The 16,355-nt window shown below is 74.1% G+C and carries 20 protein-coding genes; 11 read left to right on the top strand and 9 right to left on the bottom strand.

The window, feature by feature from the left end; genetic code table 11:
• The first annotated feature begins 35 nt into the window (after window positions 1-35).
• Entirely contained in the window at window positions 36-521 is a 486-nt protein-coding gene (locus ACFY2L_RS21025) for a DUF5994 family protein (protein WP_390659562.1), read from the top strand.
• Window positions 522-1,050: 529 nt separating this feature from the next.
• Here ACFY2L_RS21025 and ACFY2L_RS21020 read toward each other — a convergent pair.
• From ACFY2L_RS21020 to ACFY2L_RS21005, 4 genes are all read right to left on the bottom strand, one after another.
• A complete protein-coding gene (locus ACFY2L_RS21020; protein ID WP_390659563.1) occupies window positions 1,051-1,500 on the bottom strand; it encodes an iron chaperone in 450 nt (149 codons plus the stop codon).
• Between the two features lie 40 nt (window positions 1,501-1,540).
• Complete coding sequence (locus ACFY2L_RS21015) at window positions 1,541-1,936, bottom strand: helix-turn-helix transcriptional regulator (protein WP_390823020.1); 396 nt, start codon at window positions 1,934-1,936, stop codon at window positions 1,541-1,543.
• A 19-nt stretch (window positions 1,937-1,955) separates the two neighbouring features.
• Window positions 1,956-2,366: a VOC family protein gene (locus ACFY2L_RS21010; protein WP_390659565.1), complete on the bottom strand. Its 411-nt coding sequence runs from the start codon at window positions 2,364-2,366 to the stop codon at window positions 1,956-1,958.
• Between the two features lie 66 nt (window positions 2,367-2,432).
• Window positions 2,433-3,170 (bottom strand): flavodoxin family protein, encoded by a 738-nt coding sequence (locus ACFY2L_RS21005; protein WP_390659566.1) that lies wholly within the window; start codon window positions 3,168-3,170, stop codon window positions 2,433-2,435.
• Between the two features lie 192 nt (window positions 3,171-3,362).
• Here ACFY2L_RS21005 and ACFY2L_RS21000 point away from each other — a divergent pair, with 192 nt between their 5' ends.
• Window positions 3,363-4,355, top strand: a complete 993-nt coding sequence (locus tag ACFY2L_RS21000; RefSeq protein WP_390823019.1) for an NAD-dependent epimerase/dehydratase family protein — start codon at window positions 3,363-3,365, stop codon at window positions 4,353-4,355.
• Between the two features lie 173 nt (window positions 4,356-4,528).
• On the opposite strand, the gene ACFY2L_RS20995 is transcribed toward ACFY2L_RS21000, so the two are convergent.
• Window positions 4,529-5,650 (bottom strand): sensor histidine kinase, encoded by a 1,122-nt coding sequence (locus tag ACFY2L_RS20995; protein WP_390659568.1) that lies wholly within the window; start codon window positions 5,648-5,650, stop codon window positions 4,529-4,531.
• Window positions 5,651-5,652: 2 nt separating this feature from the next.
• Window positions 5,653-6,390, bottom strand: a complete 738-nt coding sequence (locus ACFY2L_RS20990; RefSeq protein ID WP_390659569.1) for a response regulator transcription factor — start codon at window positions 6,388-6,390, stop codon at window positions 5,653-5,655.
• Between the two features lie 114 nt (window positions 6,391-6,504).
• Between ACFY2L_RS20990 and ACFY2L_RS20985 the strand changes: the two genes are divergently transcribed.
• Genes ACFY2L_RS20985 through ACFY2L_RS20975 form a run of 3 tightly spaced genes read left to right on the top strand, consistent with a single transcriptional unit; the run spans window position 6,505 to window position 8,575 of the window.
• Window positions 6,505-7,209, top strand: a complete 705-nt coding sequence (locus tag ACFY2L_RS20985; protein WP_390659570.1) for a glycosyltransferase family 2 protein — start codon at window positions 6,505-6,507, stop codon at window positions 7,207-7,209.
• Window positions 7,206-7,823: a DUF2064 domain-containing protein gene (locus ACFY2L_RS20980; RefSeq protein WP_390823018.1), complete on the top strand. Its 618-nt coding sequence runs from the start codon at window positions 7,206-7,208 to the stop codon at window positions 7,821-7,823. The genes ACFY2L_RS20985 and ACFY2L_RS20980 overlap by 4 nt, the downstream gene beginning before the upstream one ends.
• A complete protein-coding gene (locus ACFY2L_RS20975) occupies window positions 7,820-8,575 on the top strand; it encodes a class I SAM-dependent methyltransferase (RefSeq protein ID WP_390659572.1) in 756 nt (251 codons plus the stop codon). Before ACFY2L_RS20980 ends, ACFY2L_RS20975 begins: the two co-directional genes overlap by 4 nt.
• A 349-nt stretch (window positions 8,576-8,924) precedes the next feature.
• Here the strand turns inward: ACFY2L_RS20975 and ACFY2L_RS20970 are convergent, their stop codons facing one another.
• Window positions 8,925-10,262, bottom strand: a complete 1,338-nt coding sequence (locus ACFY2L_RS20970; RefSeq protein ID WP_390823017.1) for a molybdopterin-dependent oxidoreductase — start codon at window positions 10,260-10,262, stop codon at window positions 8,925-8,927.
• Window positions 10,263-10,528: 266 nt separating this feature from the next.
• On the opposite strand from ACFY2L_RS20970, the gene ACFY2L_RS20965 reads away from it, so the two are divergent.
• From ACFY2L_RS20965 to ACFY2L_RS20950, 4 genes are all read left to right on the top strand, one after another.
• The gene (locus ACFY2L_RS20965) at window positions 10,529-11,926 is read left to right on the top strand and encodes a hypothetical protein (protein ID WP_390823016.1); all 1,398 of its coding nucleotides are present in this window, start codon (window positions 10,529-10,531) and stop codon (window positions 11,924-11,926) included.
• Window positions 11,927-12,096: 170 nt separating this feature from the next.
• The gene (locus tag ACFY2L_RS20960; RefSeq protein ID WP_390659575.1) at window positions 12,097-12,453 is read left to right on the top strand and encodes a PRC-barrel domain-containing protein; all 357 of its coding nucleotides are present in this window, start codon (window positions 12,097-12,099) and stop codon (window positions 12,451-12,453) included.
• Window positions 12,454-12,471: 18 nt separating this feature from the next.
• Window positions 12,472-12,645, top strand: a complete 174-nt coding sequence (locus ACFY2L_RS20955; protein ID WP_390823015.1) for a hypothetical protein — start codon at window positions 12,472-12,474, stop codon at window positions 12,643-12,645.
• A gap of 219 nt (window positions 12,646-12,864) precedes the next feature.
• Complete coding sequence (locus tag ACFY2L_RS20950) at window positions 12,865-13,068, top strand: cold-shock protein (protein WP_381177127.1); 204 nt, start codon at window positions 12,865-12,867, stop codon at window positions 13,066-13,068.
• Window positions 13,069-13,278: 210 nt separating this feature from the next.
• On the opposite strand, the gene ACFY2L_RS20945 is transcribed toward ACFY2L_RS20950, so the two are convergent.
• Window positions 13,279-13,677: a winged helix-turn-helix transcriptional regulator gene (locus ACFY2L_RS20945; protein ID WP_390659577.1), complete on the bottom strand. Its 399-nt coding sequence runs from the start codon at window positions 13,675-13,677 to the stop codon at window positions 13,279-13,281.
• Window positions 13,658-14,344, bottom strand: a complete 687-nt coding sequence (locus tag ACFY2L_RS20940; RefSeq protein ID WP_390823014.1) for a phosphoribosylanthranilate isomerase — start codon at window positions 14,342-14,344, stop codon at window positions 13,658-13,660. Before ACFY2L_RS20940 ends, ACFY2L_RS20945 begins: the two co-directional genes overlap by 20 nt.
• A 311-nt stretch (window positions 14,345-14,655) precedes the next feature.
• On the opposite strand from ACFY2L_RS20940, the gene ACFY2L_RS20935 reads away from it, so the two are divergent.
• The gene (locus ACFY2L_RS20935) at window positions 14,656-15,924 is read left to right on the top strand and encodes a CHAP domain-containing protein (protein ID WP_390823013.1); all 1,269 of its coding nucleotides are present in this window, start codon (window positions 14,656-14,658) and stop codon (window positions 15,922-15,924) included.
• Window positions 15,925-16,065: 141 nt separating this feature from the next.
• Window positions 16,066-16,320: a hypothetical protein gene (locus ACFY2L_RS20930; RefSeq protein ID WP_390823012.1), complete on the top strand. Its 255-nt coding sequence runs from the start codon at window positions 16,066-16,068 to the stop codon at window positions 16,318-16,320.
• Window positions 16,321-16,355: the final 35 nt, after the last annotated feature.

Below are 16,355 nucleotides of genomic sequence, written 5' to 3'. Positions count from 1 at the left end.
GTCCCGTTCGAGGCCCCGACCGAGAACGGGATCGCATGACGGACGTCACCGGAACACCTGCCGGGGGAGTCTCCCCGGACCCCGCGCACACCTACCGCATGCCCGTGGCCCGGCTGGCGCTCCCGCCCGGGGGCGCCCGCGGGCCGCTGGCCGGGGCCTGGTGGCCGCGCTGCGACATGCTCGAACTGGAACTGCCCGCCCTGGTCGGCTCGCTGGCCCCCGGCCTCGGCACCGTCACCCGCGTCACCGTGGACGCCGTCGCCTGGCCCGACGCCCCGCACCGGGTCACGGCACCCGGCCGGACGATCGAGGTGACCCTGTCGGCCGTCGACGCCGAGACGCACGCCATCTCCCTGGACTGCGGCGCCCTGGGCCGCCGGGAGTTGCTGGTCATCCCGCCCGGCGAGTCGGTCACGGCGGCGGCCTGGCTGCTGACCACGGCCGCCGACCCGTGGAACACCCTCACGGCCGCGCACATGCTGGCGCTCGCCGAGGCCGGCTTCGAGCACGACGGCGACTGAGCCACCTCCCACGCGGGCCCCGACGACTGGCCGGGGGTCGGTCTGAGGGCGCGGGGATGCGGATGGCTCGACCCCATCACCCACCGGCTCACCCCGAACCACCCCGATCCCCGCCACGCAAGCGAGCCCCCCGGGACACGCGACGCGGAGGCCATCCGGGCGGGCCCCCGAAACAGGACACCCCGCCCACGCGAGGGCCCGTCCGGGCGGGCCCCGGCACAGGCCCCCGCCGACGCGGGAGGCTAAGCGGCGCGCCCCCCCCGAGTCCTCGGGCCGAAGCACCTGGGGGCCATCGCCCCGTCAGCTCACCGCCCACGCCAGAACCACACCGATCCCCGCCAAGCAAGCGGCCCCCCGGGACAGGGCCCCCGCCGACGCGGGAGGCCATCCAGGCGGGCCCCCGGACAGGACACCCCGCCCGCGCGAGGGCCCGGCCGGGCGGGGCCCCGGGACGGGAGCCCGTCGGCGGGGGAGGCAAGCGGGCGGGGTCCCGTGTTCTGGGGTCGGCGCCCTCGGGGGCGGTGTCCTGTCAGTTCGTCGCCTGGCTCAGGAGTGCGGCGATGCGTTGCTCCGTGGTGGGGGTGAGTCTCGTCAGGGCGAAGGTGGTCGGCCACAGGTCGCCGTCGTCGAGGGTCGCCCGGTCGCTGAAGCCCAGCGTGGCGTACCTCGACTTGAACTTCTGCGCGCTCTGGAAGAAACAGACGACCTTGCCGTCCAGGGCGTACGCGGGCATCCCGTACCAGAGCTTCGGCGCGAGGGCGGGCGCGTGCTCCTTGACGAGGGAATGGATCCGTTCGGCGAGGACGCGGTCCGCCTCGGGCATCTCGGCGATCTTCGCGAGCACCTCGCCCTCCAGGTCCGCCTTGGCGCGCGGGCTGCGGCGCGCGGACGTCTTCAGCTCCTTGGCGCGCTCCTTCATCGCGTCCCGTTCCTCGGCCGTGAAGCCGTCGTACGTGGCGGACGTCTGTGTGTCCTTCATCGCGGGTTTCCTCTCCTGAAAGCCTGGATCGCCGGCCGGTTCACTGCGCCTGTGTCCCGCCGAGCGGTGGTGCCTGCCGCCGGTAGTCGCCGGGCGGCGTGCCGACGAGCTGGGTGAAGCGGGTGCTGAAGACGCCGGGCGACGGGCAGCCGACCGCGATGCGGACCTCGGTGACACCGAGGTCCCCGAGGCGCAGCAGCGCCGTCGCGCGCTCGATGCGGCGCCTCGTCAGACAGCCGTACGGCGACTCGCCGTACGCGAGCTGGAACTGGCGGCTGAGCTGCCCGGCCGGCATGCGGGCGTCGAGGGCGAGCGCCTGGACGTCCAGCGGCCGCGCGTACTCCCGGCCGATCCGGTCGCGGACCCGGCGCAGCCGCGCGAGGTCGCTCAGGCGCCGCGCCGCGGTGAGCGCGCGTCCCCATCCGGGATGGCACATGGCGGAACCCCCTTCCGGCTCAGCGGAGTTCCTGGATACGGATGAGGTTGCCCGCCGGGTCGCGGAAGGCGCAGTCGCGGATGCCGTACGGCTGCTCGGTCGGCTCCTGGACGACCTCGGCGTCGGCGGCCTGCACCTTCTCGAACGTGCCGTCGAGGTCCGGGGTGGCCAGCAGGATCCAGCCGTAGGTGCCCTTGGCCATCATCTCGGTGATGGTGCGGCGCTCGTCCTCGGTGATGCCGGGATCGGTGGCCGGCGGCGCCAGCAGGATGGACGTGCCGGGCTGGTTCGCGGGGCCGACCGTGATCCAGCGCATCTTGCCCTGTCCCACGTCACTGCGGACCTCGAAGCCGAGGATGTCGCGGTAGAAGGCCAGGGAGGCGTCCGGATCCTCGTGCGGGAGGAAGGTCGTGTGAATGCTGATGTCCATGACCTTCACGCTAGCCGCGGCCGGGTGACCGCGGCTTCTCCGATCCTGACCGGTTCGGCCGCCGGGTCAGCGGTGTTCGGGGTTCTCGAAGTCGAAACGGCAGCCGGCGTCCCACGCGCTGCGCTGGTTGCCGTGGGCGGGGATGCCGCCGAGGTCCTTCAGCGCCCGGGCCAGATGGAGGAGGTTCCAGGTCATGAAGGTGGTGTTGCGGTTGGTGAAGTCGTTGTCCGGGCCGCCCGAGCCGGGGTCGAGGTAGGAGGGGCCGGGGCCCGCCTCGCCGATCCAGCCGGCGTCCGCCTGGGGCGGGATGGTGTAGCCGAGGTGCTGCAGGCTGTAGAGGACGTTCATCGCGCAGTGCTTCACGCCGTCCTCGTTGCCGGTGATCAGACAGCCGCCGACCCGGCCGTAGTAGGCGTACTGCCCGGCGTCGTTGAGCAGGCTCGAGCACGAGTAGAGGCGTTCGATCACCCGCTTCATCACGGAGCTGTTGTCGCCCAGCCAGATGGGGCCGGCCAGCACCAGGATGTCGGCCGCCAGGACCTGCCGGTACAGCTCCGGCCAGACGTCCGTCGCCCAGCCGTGCTCCGTCATGTCGGGCCACACACCGGTGGCGATGTCGTGGTCCACCGCGCGCAGCACGTCGACCCGCACTCCCTGGGCGTCCATGATCGCGGTGCTGCGGTCGATCAGCCCCTGGGTGTTGCTCGTCTCCGGCGAACGCTTGAGGGTGCAGTTGACGACCAGGGCACGCAGGTCGTCGTACCGGGCCGGGGGTGTGTCGGTGGCGGGCGACGAAGCGGTCACGCGGTCCTCCCAGGGTCTGGCCGGCGCACGGTGCGCCCGCGAAGGCGTAGGGAAGCTTCTCGCGCGAGGGGGTTTTTGTCTGTTTCCGACGCACCTTCGCCGCTTTCCGACGCGCCTTCGCCGTCTTACGGAGTGATGACGTGCCGGTCGGGTCACGGGGGCGTGCCGAGGGGGCGGACCTAGCGTGGCGGTATGCGTGTACTGGTCACCGGCGGTGCCGGGTTCATCGGGTCCCATGTCGTCGACGCGCTGCGGGCGGGCGGGCACGAACCGCTCGTCTACGACGTCCGGGACGATCCCGGCGCCGACGTGCGCGACCCGGCGGCGGTCGCCCGGGCGCTGACCGGCGTGGACGCGGTCTGCCATCAGGCGGCGATGGTCGGGCTCGGCGACGGGGTCGCCGACGCGGCGGAGTACGTCTCCCGCAACGACCTGGGGACGGCGGTCCTGCTCGCCGCCATGGCGGGGGCCGGCGTACGGCGTCTGGTGCTGGCCGGGTCGATGGTCGTGTACGGGGAGGGGCGGTACGCGTGTCCGCGGCACGGGGTGGTGCGGCCGGGGCCGCGGGCCGCCGGCGCCCTGGCCGCGGGGCGCTTCGAGCCGCCGTGCCCGCGGTGCGGGGCGGACCTCTCCCCCGGGCCGGTCACCGAGGACGCGCCCGCCGACCCCCGCAACGTGTACGCCGCGACCAAGCTCGCGCAGGAGCATCTGGCCGCCGCCTGGGCCCGGTCGACGGGCGGGTCGGCGGTGTCGCTGCGCTACCACAACGTGTACGGGCCCCGGATGCCCCGCGACACCCCGTACGCCGGTGTGGCCTCCTTCTTCCGTTCCGCGCTGGCCCGGGGCGAGGCGCCGCGCGTCTTCGAGGACGGGCGGCAGCGGCGGGACTTCGTGCACGTGCGCGACGTGGCCGCCGCCAATGTGGCCGCCCTGGAGGCGGAGGCCGCCCCGGGAGCGCTCACGGCGTACAACACCGGCAGCGGTGAGCCGCGCACCGTCGGCGAGCTGGCCCGGGCGCTGGCCGCCGCCTGCGGCGGGCCCGAGCCGGTCGTCACGGGTGAGTACCGGCTCGGCGACGTCCGGCACATCACCGCGGACTCGTCGCGGCTGCGGGCCGGACTGGGCTGGAAGCCGGGGGTGGCCTTCGCGGAGGGGATGAGGGAGTTCGCGCGGGCGGGGGAGTGAACGCCGGGGGCGGTCCGCTCACGTCCTGGGGGCCGCGCCCCAGGCCCCCGCTTCGGCCCTGAACGGGCCTCGTCCTCGGACGCCGGACGGGCTGGACACGCGGCGGCGACCCGAAGCGGCCGGGCCCGGTCCGTCCGGCACCCGACGGACCGGGCCCGGCCGGCGGCGGCCCGTCAGACCCCGGTGGGGCCGGCGACCGGCAGGGTCACCTCGAAGCAGCAGCCGCCCGGGATGTTGCGTACGGTCGTCCGGCCCCGGTGTGCCTCCACGATCCCGCGCACGATGGCCAGCCCCAGGCCCGCGCCCGCCGGGGGCGTGCGGGCGTGGGTGCCGCGCCAGCCGGTGTCGAAGACGCGGGGCAGGTCCTCCTCCGGGATGCCGCCGCAGCCGTCCGTCACCGACACCACCACGCCCTCCGGGGAGGGCTCGGCGGCGACGGCCACCGTGCCGTCGGCCGGGGTCCGGCGGATCGCGTTGACCAGGAGGTTGCCCAGGACCCGGCTCATCTCCTTGCCGTCGACCTCCACGGGGACGGCCGCCACCCGGTCGCCGACCAGCCGTACGCCGTGCTCGCGGGCGAGCGGGTCCGCGCCCGCGAGAGCGTCGCCGACCAGGTCGTAGAGGGAGATCCGGGCCGGGGTGAGGGGCAGGGTGCCGGCGTGGATGCGGGAGAGCTCGAAGAGGTCGCCGACCATGTCGTTGAGGCGCTCGACCTCGGTGCGGATCTGCCGGAGGTAGCGGCCGGGGTCCGTGGCGACGCCGTCCTCCAGCGCCTCGGACATGGCCCGCAGACCGGCCAGCGGGGTGCGCAGGTCGTGCGAGATCCAGGCGACCAGCTCGCGCCGGGAGGTCTCCAGCGCGCGTTCGCGGTCCCGGGACTCGGCCAGCCGGGCGCTGGTGGCCGCCAGTTCGCGGCTGAGCGCCTCCAGTTCGGCGGGGGCCGGCCCGTCGGGCGCGGTGAAGTCACCGCCGTCGCCGAACGAGCGTGCCGCCCGGGCGAGTTCACGGCTGCTGGTGACGACCCGGTGGCCCAGCAGCAGCGCGGTCGCCAGGGAGACGACCGCGGCCATCGCCACGACCGTGGTCACCACCGTCAGGTCGTGCGGCGAGAGGAACATCGCCCAGGCGACGGCGAGGGTGCCCGCGAGCATGGCCACCACCCCGACGGCGGCGACCACGGCGAGCGAGGTGGTGAGCGAACGGCGGCGCAGCAGTCGCAGCGCACCCGCTCCGGCCAGGCCGGTGGCGGCGGCGCCGGCGAAGGCGTACAGGGCGATGAGCACCATGTCCCGCATGCTCACTCCCCCGCGCGGCCGGGACCGGGCTCGAAGCGGTAGCCCACGCCCCACACCGTCCGGATCAGGCGCGGCCGGGCCGGGTCGTCCTCGACCTTGCCGCGCAGCCGGCGGACATGGACCGTGACGGTGGACAGGTCGCCGAAGTCCCAGCCCCACACCTCGCGCATCAGGTCCTCCCGGGAGAACGCCCGCCGCGGGTGCCGCAGGAAGAAGGCGAGGAGATCGAACTCGCGCAGGGTGAGGGCGAGTTCGTCGCCGTTCCGGGTGGCGCGGCGGGCGGCGGGGTCGAGCGTCAGGCCGGCCGCGCCCAGCGGTCCCGTGCCGGTGGCGGGCCGGGTGCGGCGCAGCACCGACTCCACCCGCAGGACGAGTTCGCGCGGGCTGAAGGGCTTGGTGACGTAGTCGTCGGCGCCGACCTCCAGGCCGAGGATGCGGTCGTCCTCGTCGCCGCGCGCGGTGAGCATGATGACCGGGACGGGGCCGTGCCCGCGCATCCGGCGGCACACCTCCAGGCCGTCCATCCCGGGCAGCATCAGATCGAGGACCACCAGGTCGGGCCAGTGGGCGGCGGCCCGGGTCAGGGCCGTGGGTCCGTCGTCCGCCCGGTCGACGGTGTAGCCCGCCCGGTCCAGGTAGCCGGCGACGACCTCCGCGACGGTGGGATCGTCGTCGACGACCAGGACGCGGCCGGCGGATCCCGCCCGCGGGGACTCGGGGCCGTGCGAGTGCTGCTGCATGCCTCCAGCCTCGCACCGGGGCGGCGCCCGGGCCGCCCTCCGACGGCCCCGGCTCCCCGACGTCCGCGTTTCGTAAGGAGCCGAAGCCCGTTATGTCCGCTTCGTGTTCGTAGGGTGAAGGCCGTGACCATCGACGCGGACGTAGATGTAGATGTCGTCCTCCCCTGTCTGAACGAGGCGGAGGCCCTCCCCTGGGTCCTGGCCCGGATCCCCTCCGGCTGGCGGGCCCTCGTCGTCGACAACGGCTCCACGGACGGCTCGGCGGACCTCGCCCACCGGCTCGGCGCGACCGTGGTGCACGAGTCCCGCCGGGGCTTCGGCGCCGCCTGCCACGCCGGGCTGACCGCCGCCACCGCCGACGTCGTGTGCTTCTGCGACTGCGACGCCTCCCTGGACCCGGCGCTGCTCGTGCCGTTCGTCCGGGACGTGCGGACGGGCGCCGCCGACCTGGTGCTGGGCCGCAGACGGCCGCACGGCCGGGGCGCGTGGCCGGTGCACGCCCGGGCCGGCAACCTCGCGCTCGCCCGGCTGCTGCGCCGCCGCACCGGCCTGCGCCTGCACGACCTCGGCCCGCTGCGGGCCGCCCGGCGCGAGTCCCTGCTCGCCCTCGGTCTCACCGACCGGCGCAGCGGCTACCCCCTGCAGATGGTGGTGCGCGCCGCCGACGCGGGCTGGCGGATCACCGAGCACGACGTCCCCTACCGGCCCCGCACCGGCGCCTCCAAGGTGACGGGCACCTGGCGCGGCACCTGGCAGGCGGTACGGGACATGAGCCGCGTCCTGGGCGAGGTCCCCGTACGGGAAGGGGCGAACCGGTGACCACCCTGCTCGTCATCGCCAAGGAACCGCTGCCGGGCCGGGTCAAGACCCGGCTGACCCCGCCGTTCACCCCGCGGGAGGCGGCGGCGCTCGCGGAGGCCGCGCTGGCCGACACCCTGCGGACCGTGGCGGCCGCTCCGGCCTCCCGCCGCGTCCTCGTCCTGGACGGCGCCCCCGGGCCCTGGCTCCCGCCCGGCTTCGAGGTCGTACGGCAGAGCGCGGGCGGCCTCGACGAACGGCTCGCGGACGCCTTCGCCCGGTGCTCCGGGCCCACCCTGCTGATCGGCATGGACACCCCGCAGGTGACCCCGGACCTGCTCACCGTCGACTTCACGTCCTGCGACGCGTGCTTCGGCCCGGCCGAGGACGGCGGCTTCTGGGCCCTGGGACTGGCCGAGCCCGCGCCCGCGCTGCTGCGGGGCGTGCCCATGTCGGTCCCGGTCACCGGCGCGGTGCAGCGCGAGCGGCTCGTCGCGGCCGGTCTGCGGGTGCGGGACCTGCCCCGCCTGCGGGACGTCGACACCGCCGCCGACGCCCACGCGGTCGCCGCGCTGGCCCCGGCCGGCCTGTTCGCCGGCCGGCTGGCCCGTCTCACCGCCTCGGCGCGCCGATGAGCACCGCCGTCTCGCCGCCCTGGGCGGCCTCCGGCCCGTACGCGGCCGCGCTGCGCGACGGCCGTGGCCCCCTGTTCCTGCGCCGCGCCGACGGCTGGCTGCTGCCGCTCGACGTGGAACGCTGGTGCGCCCGGGCCGACCCGGTCGACCTGGCCGTCCTGGACCGGTGCGAGGGCACCGTGCTGGACGTCGGCTGCGGGCCCGGACGGCTGGTCGCGGAACTCGCCGCGCGGGGCAGGACCGTCCTGGGCGTCGACGTCAGCGAGGCGGCCGTCGCTCACACCCTGCGGCGGGGCGGTCAGGCACTGCGGCGCTCGGTGTTCGAGCCGCTGCCGGGCGAGGGGCGCTGGGGAACGGTCCTGCTGATGGACGGAAACATCGGCATCGGCGGCGATCCGGTCACCCTGCTGGAGCGGATGGGCACGCTGCTCGCGCCCGGGGGCCTGCTGATCGCGGAGACCGCGCCGGTGGACGTGGACGAACGCGCCGAGGTGCAGGTCGTCGGCGTCGTCCACAGCTGTGGATCCGGCGGCGCCTTCCCCTGGGCCCGGCTCGGCACCCCGGCCCTGCTGCGGTACGCGGGCCGGGCCCGGTGGCGCGCCGTCCGTCAGTGGACGGCGGGCGGCCGCCGCTTCGTGGCCCTGCGCAGCCGCAGCGCCAGCAGCAGGGCCGAGACGCCGAAGAGGACGGCGGTGATCAGCAGCCAGCGGGTGAGGAAGCCCTCCGGGGACAGTCCGGCGCCCAGCCGGTAACGCCGGTCCACCCGCCCGCCGATCAGCGGGAACCACACGAGAAGCAGCAGACCGGAGAGGGCGGCCGGTACGCGTACGTACATCACCCACTCCCGGTGCCCGGCCGCGCCGAGCCCGCGTACGACCGCCCGGTCCGCCACCGCGTACAGCGGCAGCAGCACGAGGTCGTGCAGCAGCGCGGCCCCCACCACCCACACCGCCACCCCCCACCAGTCGTCGGCGAGGAGACGTACGCCCGCGTAGCCGGCGAGGGCGAACGACGCGGCGAGCAGCAGGAGCGCGAAGGGACTGCCCACGGGGAACCCCGGTCGCCTCACAGATCGCCTCACAGATCGCGTCCCTCGTCGCATCACAGGTCTCCGAAGGTCATCCGGGCCACCCACTTGGTGTTGAGCACGCCCGGTGCGGCGGGCACGACGACGCGCGCCGGGTAGCCGTGGTCCGCGGACAGCTCCTCGCCGTTGACGTACAGGGCGAGCAGCGAGCGCGGGTCGGCCACCTGGTTGGCCCGCAGGGCCGCGCGGCGGAAGGCGCCGTGCCGCTGGAGCGACTCGACGAACACGTCCGGCGGATCGTCGTCGTGGCCGACGAGCGCGGCGAGGTCCCGCAGCCGCACACCCCGCCACCACTGGTCGGACGTCGACCAGCCCTCGACGCAGGCGATGGGCAACGCCGAGCTGTGCAGCGGCAGTCGAGCAAGCCGGGCGCGGCTGAGGCGAACCGTCCCGGTACGTCCCGTCACCACCAGGCGCCACGCGTCCTCGTCCGTCTCCGCCGTGGTGATCCCGGCGTAGGCGGCCGTCTTGTTGATCTGGAAGCCGTTCGGGCCGCTGCCGGGGTCGGCTCCGCCGTGCGGGGCGAGGAGGGCGGTACGCCGCAGCGGGCCGTCGAAGCCGCGGCCGGCGGTCGTGGCGAACAGCAGCAGCGAGCCGCCTCCGACGAACCACAGGGCGCCCTTCCGGGTGACGGTCGGCGGACCCGGATCCGGGTCCGGCGCGACCAGGTCGTCCGTCTCCGGGCCCGGCGGCAGGACCGTGCCGTCCCTCTCCACCGCCTCCTTCTCCTCCCCCTGCCGCAGCCGGCGCACGTTGCGCACCACCACCGGCGCCTTCAGGGCGGCGTGGACGGCGAACGCGGCGAAGAACACCCACGCGCCGTAGAAGTGCAGCGGGTAGAAGGAGCCGGGGAAGACGTAGTCGAGCTGGATGTTGAGGACACCGGTCACGAACTCGAACAGCCCGCCGCCGACCAGCAGCAGCAGGGAGATCCGCTCCAGCGCGTGGGCGAGCGAGCGGGCCGGCGGCAGCGCGAACAGCCTCGGCACCACCGACCACAGCTTGGCCAGCAGCACGGGGATCAGGGTGACGCCGAGGGTGACGTGGACGCCCTGGGTGAGCCGGTACAGCCAGGGCGGGTCCGTCGGCCAGGCGAAGAGGTAGAAGCCGAGGATCCCCTTGTCCGGCGTCTTGTCGTTCACGGGCGACAGGTCCGGGTTGTAGGCCGCGTACGAGACCAGGCCCGTCACGAACAGCACGGTGACGCCCACGAGCAGGACGAGGCCGAGCAGCGAGGTGAACCGGGCGCCGCGCAGGGGGCTGCGCCAGAAATCCGGTGAGGTGGGGAGCGGTGGGGCGGGCATGTCCCGACGGTAGGCCGGGACACCCCCGGGAGAGGGCCTGCGACCCATGACGAAACGCTGACGTCCGGCCCGGACGGCGGGCCCGCGGCCCCCCGCCCGGCCTAGGGTCGGTCCGGCGGATCAAGTCCGAGGAAAGAAGGCAGCGGTCACGTGCCGGCACACGAGAGCAGAGCCACGGGGGTGCCCCCGCGCCCCCATGGTCGCGCGTGCGGGAACGCCCGCCGGCGAGGCGGAGGAGAGCGTCGACGCGAGGAGGGTCCCCCCGCCCGGGCGAGGCCGGCGGCGGGCGGGCCGGCAAGCCCTGGCGTGCCGCTGTGAACCGGGCCTTCCGCCGCGATCTGTACGCCGCCCTGGCCGCCGCCCTGCTCGTCGCTCTCGCCGTGCTGATCGGCCATCACCTCCAGGACACCCACCACACCCTGCGGGTGAACTGGCCGCCGCTGCTGGCCACCTGGCGCCCGCACACGGGCCCCGGCACCTGGGCCGCGATCGCGGTGGCGGGAACCGTGGTCGCCCACGGCCCCGCCTCGGCCGCCCGGCTGCCGTGGCGGGGCCTGCTCGCGGCCGCCTGGGCCGCGTCCACCGCCTGGATCCTGTCCCTCGCGCTGGTCGACGGCTGGCAGCGCGGCGTCGCCGGCCGGCTCACCACCCGCCACGAATACCTCCGGGTCGTCGGCCGTTTCGACGACGTCCCGGCCACCCTGCGGGACTTCACCCACCACATCCTGCTCGGCTCCCCCGACAACTGGCCCGCCCATGTCGCGGGACACCCGCCGGCCGCCACCCTCACCTTCGTCCTGCTCGACCGGGCCGGGCTGCGCGGCGGCGGCTGGGCGGGCCTGTGGTGCGTGACCGTCGGCGCGACGGCCTGCGTGGCCGTGCTGGTCGCGGTGCGGGCACTGGCCGGGGAGGACCGCGCCCGGCGGGCGGCGCCGTTCCTCGTCCTGGCGCCGGCGGCCGTGTGGATGGGCACCTCGGCCGACGCGTACTTCGCGGCGGTCGCCGCCTGGGCCGTGGCGCTGCTGGCGCTGGCGGTGACCGGGCGGTCGGCGTGGGCGGCGGCGTCCGGGCTGCTCTTCGGGCTCACCTGCTATCTCTCCTACGGCCTCACGCTCGTCGCGTTCGTCGGCGCGGCGGTGCTGTGGCTCGGCCGGCGCCGGGTCAGGGACCGCCCCCTGCTGCTCGTCCTGCTCCTCGCCGGGCTGGCCGTCGTACCGACGGCGTTCACGCTCGCCGGGTTCGACTGGTGGGAGGCGTACCGGCTGCTGGTCACGCGCTACCGCCAGGGCGCGGGCGGGGTACGTCCGTACGGCTACTGGGTGTGGGCCAACCTCGCGTGCGCCGTACTGGTCACGGGCCTGGCGACGGCGGCGGGGCTGCGGCGGACCGCCGTGGCGCTGAGGGGCGGGTGGCGCGGCCGGGACGCGGTCCCACGGCAGGAGGCGGCCCCACGGCGGGACGCGGTCCCGTGGTCGGGCGCGGCGCCACGGCGGGAGGACGTCCGCCTCGCCGTCCTCGTCACCGCGGCCCTCCTCGCCGTTGTGGCCGCCGACCTGTCCGGCATGAGCAAGGCCGAGACGGAACGCATCTGGCTCCCCTTCGCGCTGTGGCTGCTGCCGTGCTGCGCGTACCTCACCCGCCCCCGCGTCTGGCTCACCGCCCAGGCGGTGCTCGCGCTGCTCGTCAACCATCTGCTGCTCACCGGGTGGTGACGCCGGGCGGGGGCGGCGAAGCTGAGGCCATGGCGATCGACGTCACGGCCGGTCGGGTCGCCCCGCCGCCCGGCTGCGCGGCTGCCGCCGGGCCGGGGCGCTCGCGCCGGTGAGCCCAGCCGACGAAGGGGTACCCGCAAGGGAAACGTGGCACGAGACAGGGAGCAGGCATGATCCGTGCGGCGGACGTCCGGGAGTGGCGCAACGAGGACGTGGTCGATCCGAAGGGGCGCAGGATCGGGATGCTCGAAGCGATCTATGTGGACACGGCCACGGACGAACCGGCGATGGCCACGGTCCGTACGGGGCTGCCCACCCGTCAGCGCCTGGTCTTCGTCCCGCTCGGCGAGGCGGTCCTCGGGCCCGGCTATGTCAAGGTCCCCCATGCCAAGGGGAAGGTGCGCAAGGCCCCCTCGATCGGCACGGACGACATCCTGCCCGCCGAGGAGGAGGAGACGATCTTCCGCTACTACGACATGGACTACCGGGCCGGACTCCAGGGCGAACGCCGGCTCGCACGCCGCTGACAGGGGAGGTGAATCGGGGTGACGGTGACCTTTCTGCTGCTCCTGCTGCTGGCGATCGTCCTGGGGATCATCGGCGTGGCGGCGGACGGCCTGGGCTATCTGCTGGCCATCGGCGTCGTGATCTTCGTGGCCGACGTGGTCTGGCTCGCGCTGGCGGGGGCACGGCGCATGCGCCGCAGGCCGGTGCGCTGACCGGGGAGCGACAGGCCGGGCGGAAGGGGAATATTCCCGTTCCGCGGGCCGAATGCGGGCCGGACGGAATTTGTTCATCCGACAGGGATGACCGCACCGTGCTACTGTCGATGGCAGTTGCAGGTGTGGTTCCCAGTGGATTTTTCCGACGGGTGATCATCACGGCGACCGGAGTCCGCACAGAGCGGGACTCCGTACCCCGCCCCGAAGGAGAAAAACATGACCACCGGAACCGTGAAGTGGTTCAACGCCGAAAAGGGCTTCGGCTTCATCGCGCAGGACGGCGGCGGCCCCGACGTCTTCGCCCACTACTCCAACATCGCCACCCAGGGCTTCCGCGAGCTGCAGGAAGGCCAGAAGGTGTCGTTCGACATCGCGCAGGGCCAGAAGGGCCCGACGGCGGAGAACATCGTTCCCGCCTGAAAGCAACGCTGACGCGTGATTCGTGACCGGGGCCCGCACCGCGAGGTGCGGGCCCCGGTTCGCTGTTTTTCCGGGAGCGTCAGGAGAACCCGCGTCCCCCATGAGGCGATTTCGGGGCGCCGCTCATAATCCCCGGGAATTCCCCGCCTCATGCCCACAACAAGGCAGGGCCCCCGGGAATCCGGTACGAAAAATTCGCAGCCTCGCCGGTCAGGCCTTCGCCGCGTCGTACTCCTCACGTGCCCGCTCGATCGCCGCCATCCGCCGGTCCGTCCACTGCGCCAGCGCCCGGACCTGTTCGGCGGCCTCCCGGCCGAGCTCCGTGAGGGAGTAGTCCACCCGGGGCGGGATCACGGGCCGGGCGTCGCGGTGGACCATGCCGTCGCGCTCCAGGGTCTGGAGCGTCTGGGTCAGCATCTTCTCGCTGACCCTGCCGATCTCCCGGCGCAGCTCACCGAAGCGGTAGGTGCGGTCGAGCAGCGCGATCAGGACCAGGGTGCCCCAGCGGCTGGTGACATGCTCCATGGCCAGACGCTGCGGACACGTCCCGGCACCGCCCGCGTCGCGCACCCGGTCCACGAGCGTCGGCTCACTTGCTGCCATGCCCATACGGTACGTCGCCCGGGGCACGTGCGGTGAGTGAGCGGGCGGCCCGGAGGAACGCGGTGATCAGCGCGGGGTCCTTCACACCCCGGCTGCTCTCGACGCCGCTGGAGACGTCGACACCCCAGGGACGGGTGACGGCGACGGCGTCCCGCACGTTGTCCGGGGTGAGACCGCCGGCCAGGAGCCACTTCTCCCCGGCACCGGCCGGGGTCTTCCTGGTCCAGTCCCAGGCGGTGCCGGAGCCCGGCACGGGGGCGTCGAGCAGGAGCATGTCCTCGCCCAGTTCCCCGCAGCGCGGCACGGACTCGCCGAACGCGGCGGCGCGGATCAGCGTCCAGCCGCCCGCCGCCAGCCCGTCGTAGAAGCCGCGGTCCTCCGTGCCGTGCAGCTGGACGGCACGGACACCCGACGCGGTGGCCACGGACCGTACGTCGTCAAGGGGTTCGCCCCGGAACACGCCGACCGTGAGGACCCCCTCCGGCACCCGTCGGCACAGCCGAGCGGCGGTGGCGGCGTCGATACGGCGCGGGCTGGCCGAGAAGACGAACCCGAGCGCGTCGGCACCCGCCTCGACGGCCGTGTCGACGTCCCGCTCGGTCCTCAGACCGCAGATCTTGACGAAGAGGGAGTCACCGGGGGAGTCCCTGAGGGGATCACTGGAGTTGCTCACGGCCCCAAGCCTGCCGCATCGGACACGGCGACGGCGGCGCGGACCACGATCCGCGTCCGGCGCCCGGCGGCTCCGGCGGCCGGCGGCTCCGGCGGCCGGCGTCCGGCCCGAGGCCCCGTCAGGACGTAACCGGCCAGGGACGGTTGCGTCCAGGCGATCTCCCTTCCAAGCCCTCTGACCTGCGACGAGAGTAGTTCCTGCCATCGGGCGCCACGCCCTGGACAACCCTCACAGCTGCACCTGCAGGGCAGCTGTCCGGGCCAGGGGCGTGTCCGTGCCCGCTCGACTTCCCTTGCCGCAGGAGCACTTCCATGAAGCTGAGCAACGTCGTCCGCCGTACGTCCGCCGCCCTCGCCGTGGGCGCGATGTCCTTCGGGCTGGTCACCGTCACGGGCGGAGCCGCACAGGCCGCCGCCTCGTGCACCGGCGACGTGTCGATCTACGGCACGCTGTCCGACGGGAGACTGACGTACACCCAGATCGAGCCGAACACCGGCGACCGCGTCAAGACGCTCGTCGGGCCCGACCTCGGCTTCACGCCGAAGGCGATGGCGACCCTCAACTTCAACACCGTCCTGGTCACTTCGACCGCCGGTGACCTCTACCGCGTCGACGTCCAGACGAACAACACCTCGCTCGCGCTGGCGGGCGTCACGAAGATCTGGGACGGCGGCTGGACCTTCGACAAGATGGTCTACGACGGCGCCGGCCACCTCTACGGCACGGTCGAGGGCCAGCTCCACCAGTACCTGGTGTCGCAGGCCAAGCCCACGGGCTCCGCGCACATAGGCCAGCACGTCGTCATCGACACCGGGTTCGTCCTCAAGACCCTGGCCGCGGCGGGCGACGACCGCATCATCGCCTCGACCTCGGGCGGCCAGCTGTACAGCTACAAGATCGACGGCGTGGGCGACTGGACGCGCGCCACGCTGAAGAGCGACGGCTGGTCCGCCGTCGACTCGCTCTCCTCGCCCGGCGGGGGCCTCTACTACGGCCGCACCAACGGCGGCATGTACTGGTACCACGACGTCGACCCGACCGACGGCGACGGCTCCGACATCGCCTACCACCCGAGCGACCCGGTGGACGCGTCCGGCTGGACCCAGAGCCTGTTGTCGGCCTACGCGAACAACTGCGCCTACGTGCCGCCCGCGCCCACCGCCACCACCGGCGAGAAGATCGCCAAGGTCGCGAACGCCCAGGTCGGCAAGGACTTCAACGACTTCGACTTCCACTACCCGAACGCCTGGTGCGCCGAGTTCGTCCGCTACGTGTGGGTCAACGTCGGCGGCATCAAGACCTCCGGCGTGACCGCCGCGGCCGGCAGCCTCTACACCTACGGCCAGAACAACGGCACCCTGCACTCCACCCCGAAGGTCGGCGACGCCGTGGTCTACGGCTACAGCGGCGGTGGGGTGGCCAACCACACCAACCTGGTCGTGGCGGTCGACGGCGACGTGATCACCACGGTCGGGGGCAACGAGAGCGACGCGGTCCGCAAGCGGTCCTTCAACTACAAGACCGCCTCCGACCCCCTGAACGCCGGCGCCATCGCGGGCTTCATCTCCCCCGTCGACTGACCCCCGCTCACCCCCGAAGGGCCCCGCCGAACCGGCGGGGCCCTTCGCGTTGGGTGCGCGACACGCACGACGCCCCGGGACCCTGTGACCGGCCGGGGACGACGACACGTGGACCCTGCGGCCGACCGGAGGCGACGACACGTGGACCCTGCGGCGGGCCGGGAACGACGACGCCGGACCCAGCGGGTGGCCGGAGGCGACGCCACGCAGACCGTGCGGGCGCTCGGGGGCGGCGTACTGGTGCCCGTGCTCAACTTCGCCTCCACTGCGCCCCTTTCGAGCACCGCGCCCTCGGCCTCCGCCGCGCGGGAAGCCGGTTCGGCGTACGCCCCGGCGGCCGGGGAGCGGCAGGCGCGCCACGGGACGACCGCGCAGGGGCCGGGGCGTCCGCGGTGAACTCCCCGACGACCGGCGGTGTCCCCCGCCCGGGT

Source organism: Streptomyces sp. NPDC001381 (assembly GCF_042895685.1).
In the GTDB taxonomy this organism is placed as follows: Bacteria; Actinomycetota; Actinomycetes; order Streptomycetales; family Streptomycetaceae; genus Streptomyces.
The sequence above is the reverse complement of the archived record's forward strand: the minus strand, read 5'-3'. Positions and strand labels throughout refer to the sequence as shown.

What these genes read in the sequence shown, in the direction of transcription:
- ACFY2L_RS20950 (WP_381177127.1), top strand. Translation starts at nt 12,865, where the DNA reads ATGACCACCGGAACCGTGAAGTGGTTCAACGCCGAAAAGGGCTTCGGC.
- ACFY2L_RS20935 (WP_390823013.1), top strand. Translation starts at nt 14,656, where the DNA reads ATGAAGCTGAGCAACGTCGTCCGCCGTACGTCCGCCGCCCTCGCCGTG.
- ACFY2L_RS20975 (WP_390659572.1), top strand. Translation starts at nt 7,820, where the DNA reads ATGAGCACCGCCGTCTCGCCGCCCTGGGCGGCCTCCGGCCCGTACGCG.
- ACFY2L_RS20945 (WP_390659577.1), bottom strand. Translation starts at nt 13,677, where the DNA reads ATGGGCATGGCAGCAAGTGAGCCGACGCTCGTGGACCGGGTGCGCGAC.
- ACFY2L_RS21020 (WP_390659563.1), bottom strand. Translation starts at nt 1,500, where the DNA reads ATGAAGGACACACAGACGTCCGCCACGTACGACGGCTTCACGGCCGAG.
- ACFY2L_RS21000 (WP_390823019.1), top strand. Translation starts at nt 3,363, where the DNA reads ATGCGTGTACTGGTCACCGGCGGTGCCGGGTTCATCGGGTCCCATGTC.
- ACFY2L_RS21010 (WP_390659565.1), bottom strand. Translation starts at nt 2,366, where the DNA reads ATGGACATCAGCATTCACACGACCTTCCTCCCGCACGAGGATCCGGAC.
- ACFY2L_RS20970 (WP_390823017.1), bottom strand. Translation starts at nt 10,262, where the DNA reads ATGGGTCGCAGGCCCTCTCCCGGGGGTGTCCCGGCCTACCGTCGGGAC.
- ACFY2L_RS20960 (WP_390659575.1), top strand. Translation starts at nt 12,097, where the DNA reads ATGATCCGTGCGGCGGACGTCCGGGAGTGGCGCAACGAGGACGTGGTC.
- ACFY2L_RS21025 (WP_390659562.1), top strand. Translation starts at nt 36, where the DNA reads ATGACGGACGTCACCGGAACACCTGCCGGGGGAGTCTCCCCGGACCCC.
- ACFY2L_RS20990 (WP_390659569.1), bottom strand. Translation starts at nt 6,390, where the DNA reads ATGCAGCAGCACTCGCACGGCCCCGAGTCCCCGCGGGCGGGATCCGCC.
- ACFY2L_RS20995 (WP_390659568.1), bottom strand. Translation starts at nt 5,650, where the DNA reads ATGCGGGACATGGTGCTCATCGCCCTGTACGCCTTCGCCGGCGCCGCC.
- ACFY2L_RS21015 (WP_390823020.1), bottom strand. Translation starts at nt 1,936, where the DNA reads ATGTGCCATCCCGGATGGGGACGCGCGCTCACCGCGGCGCGGCGCCTG.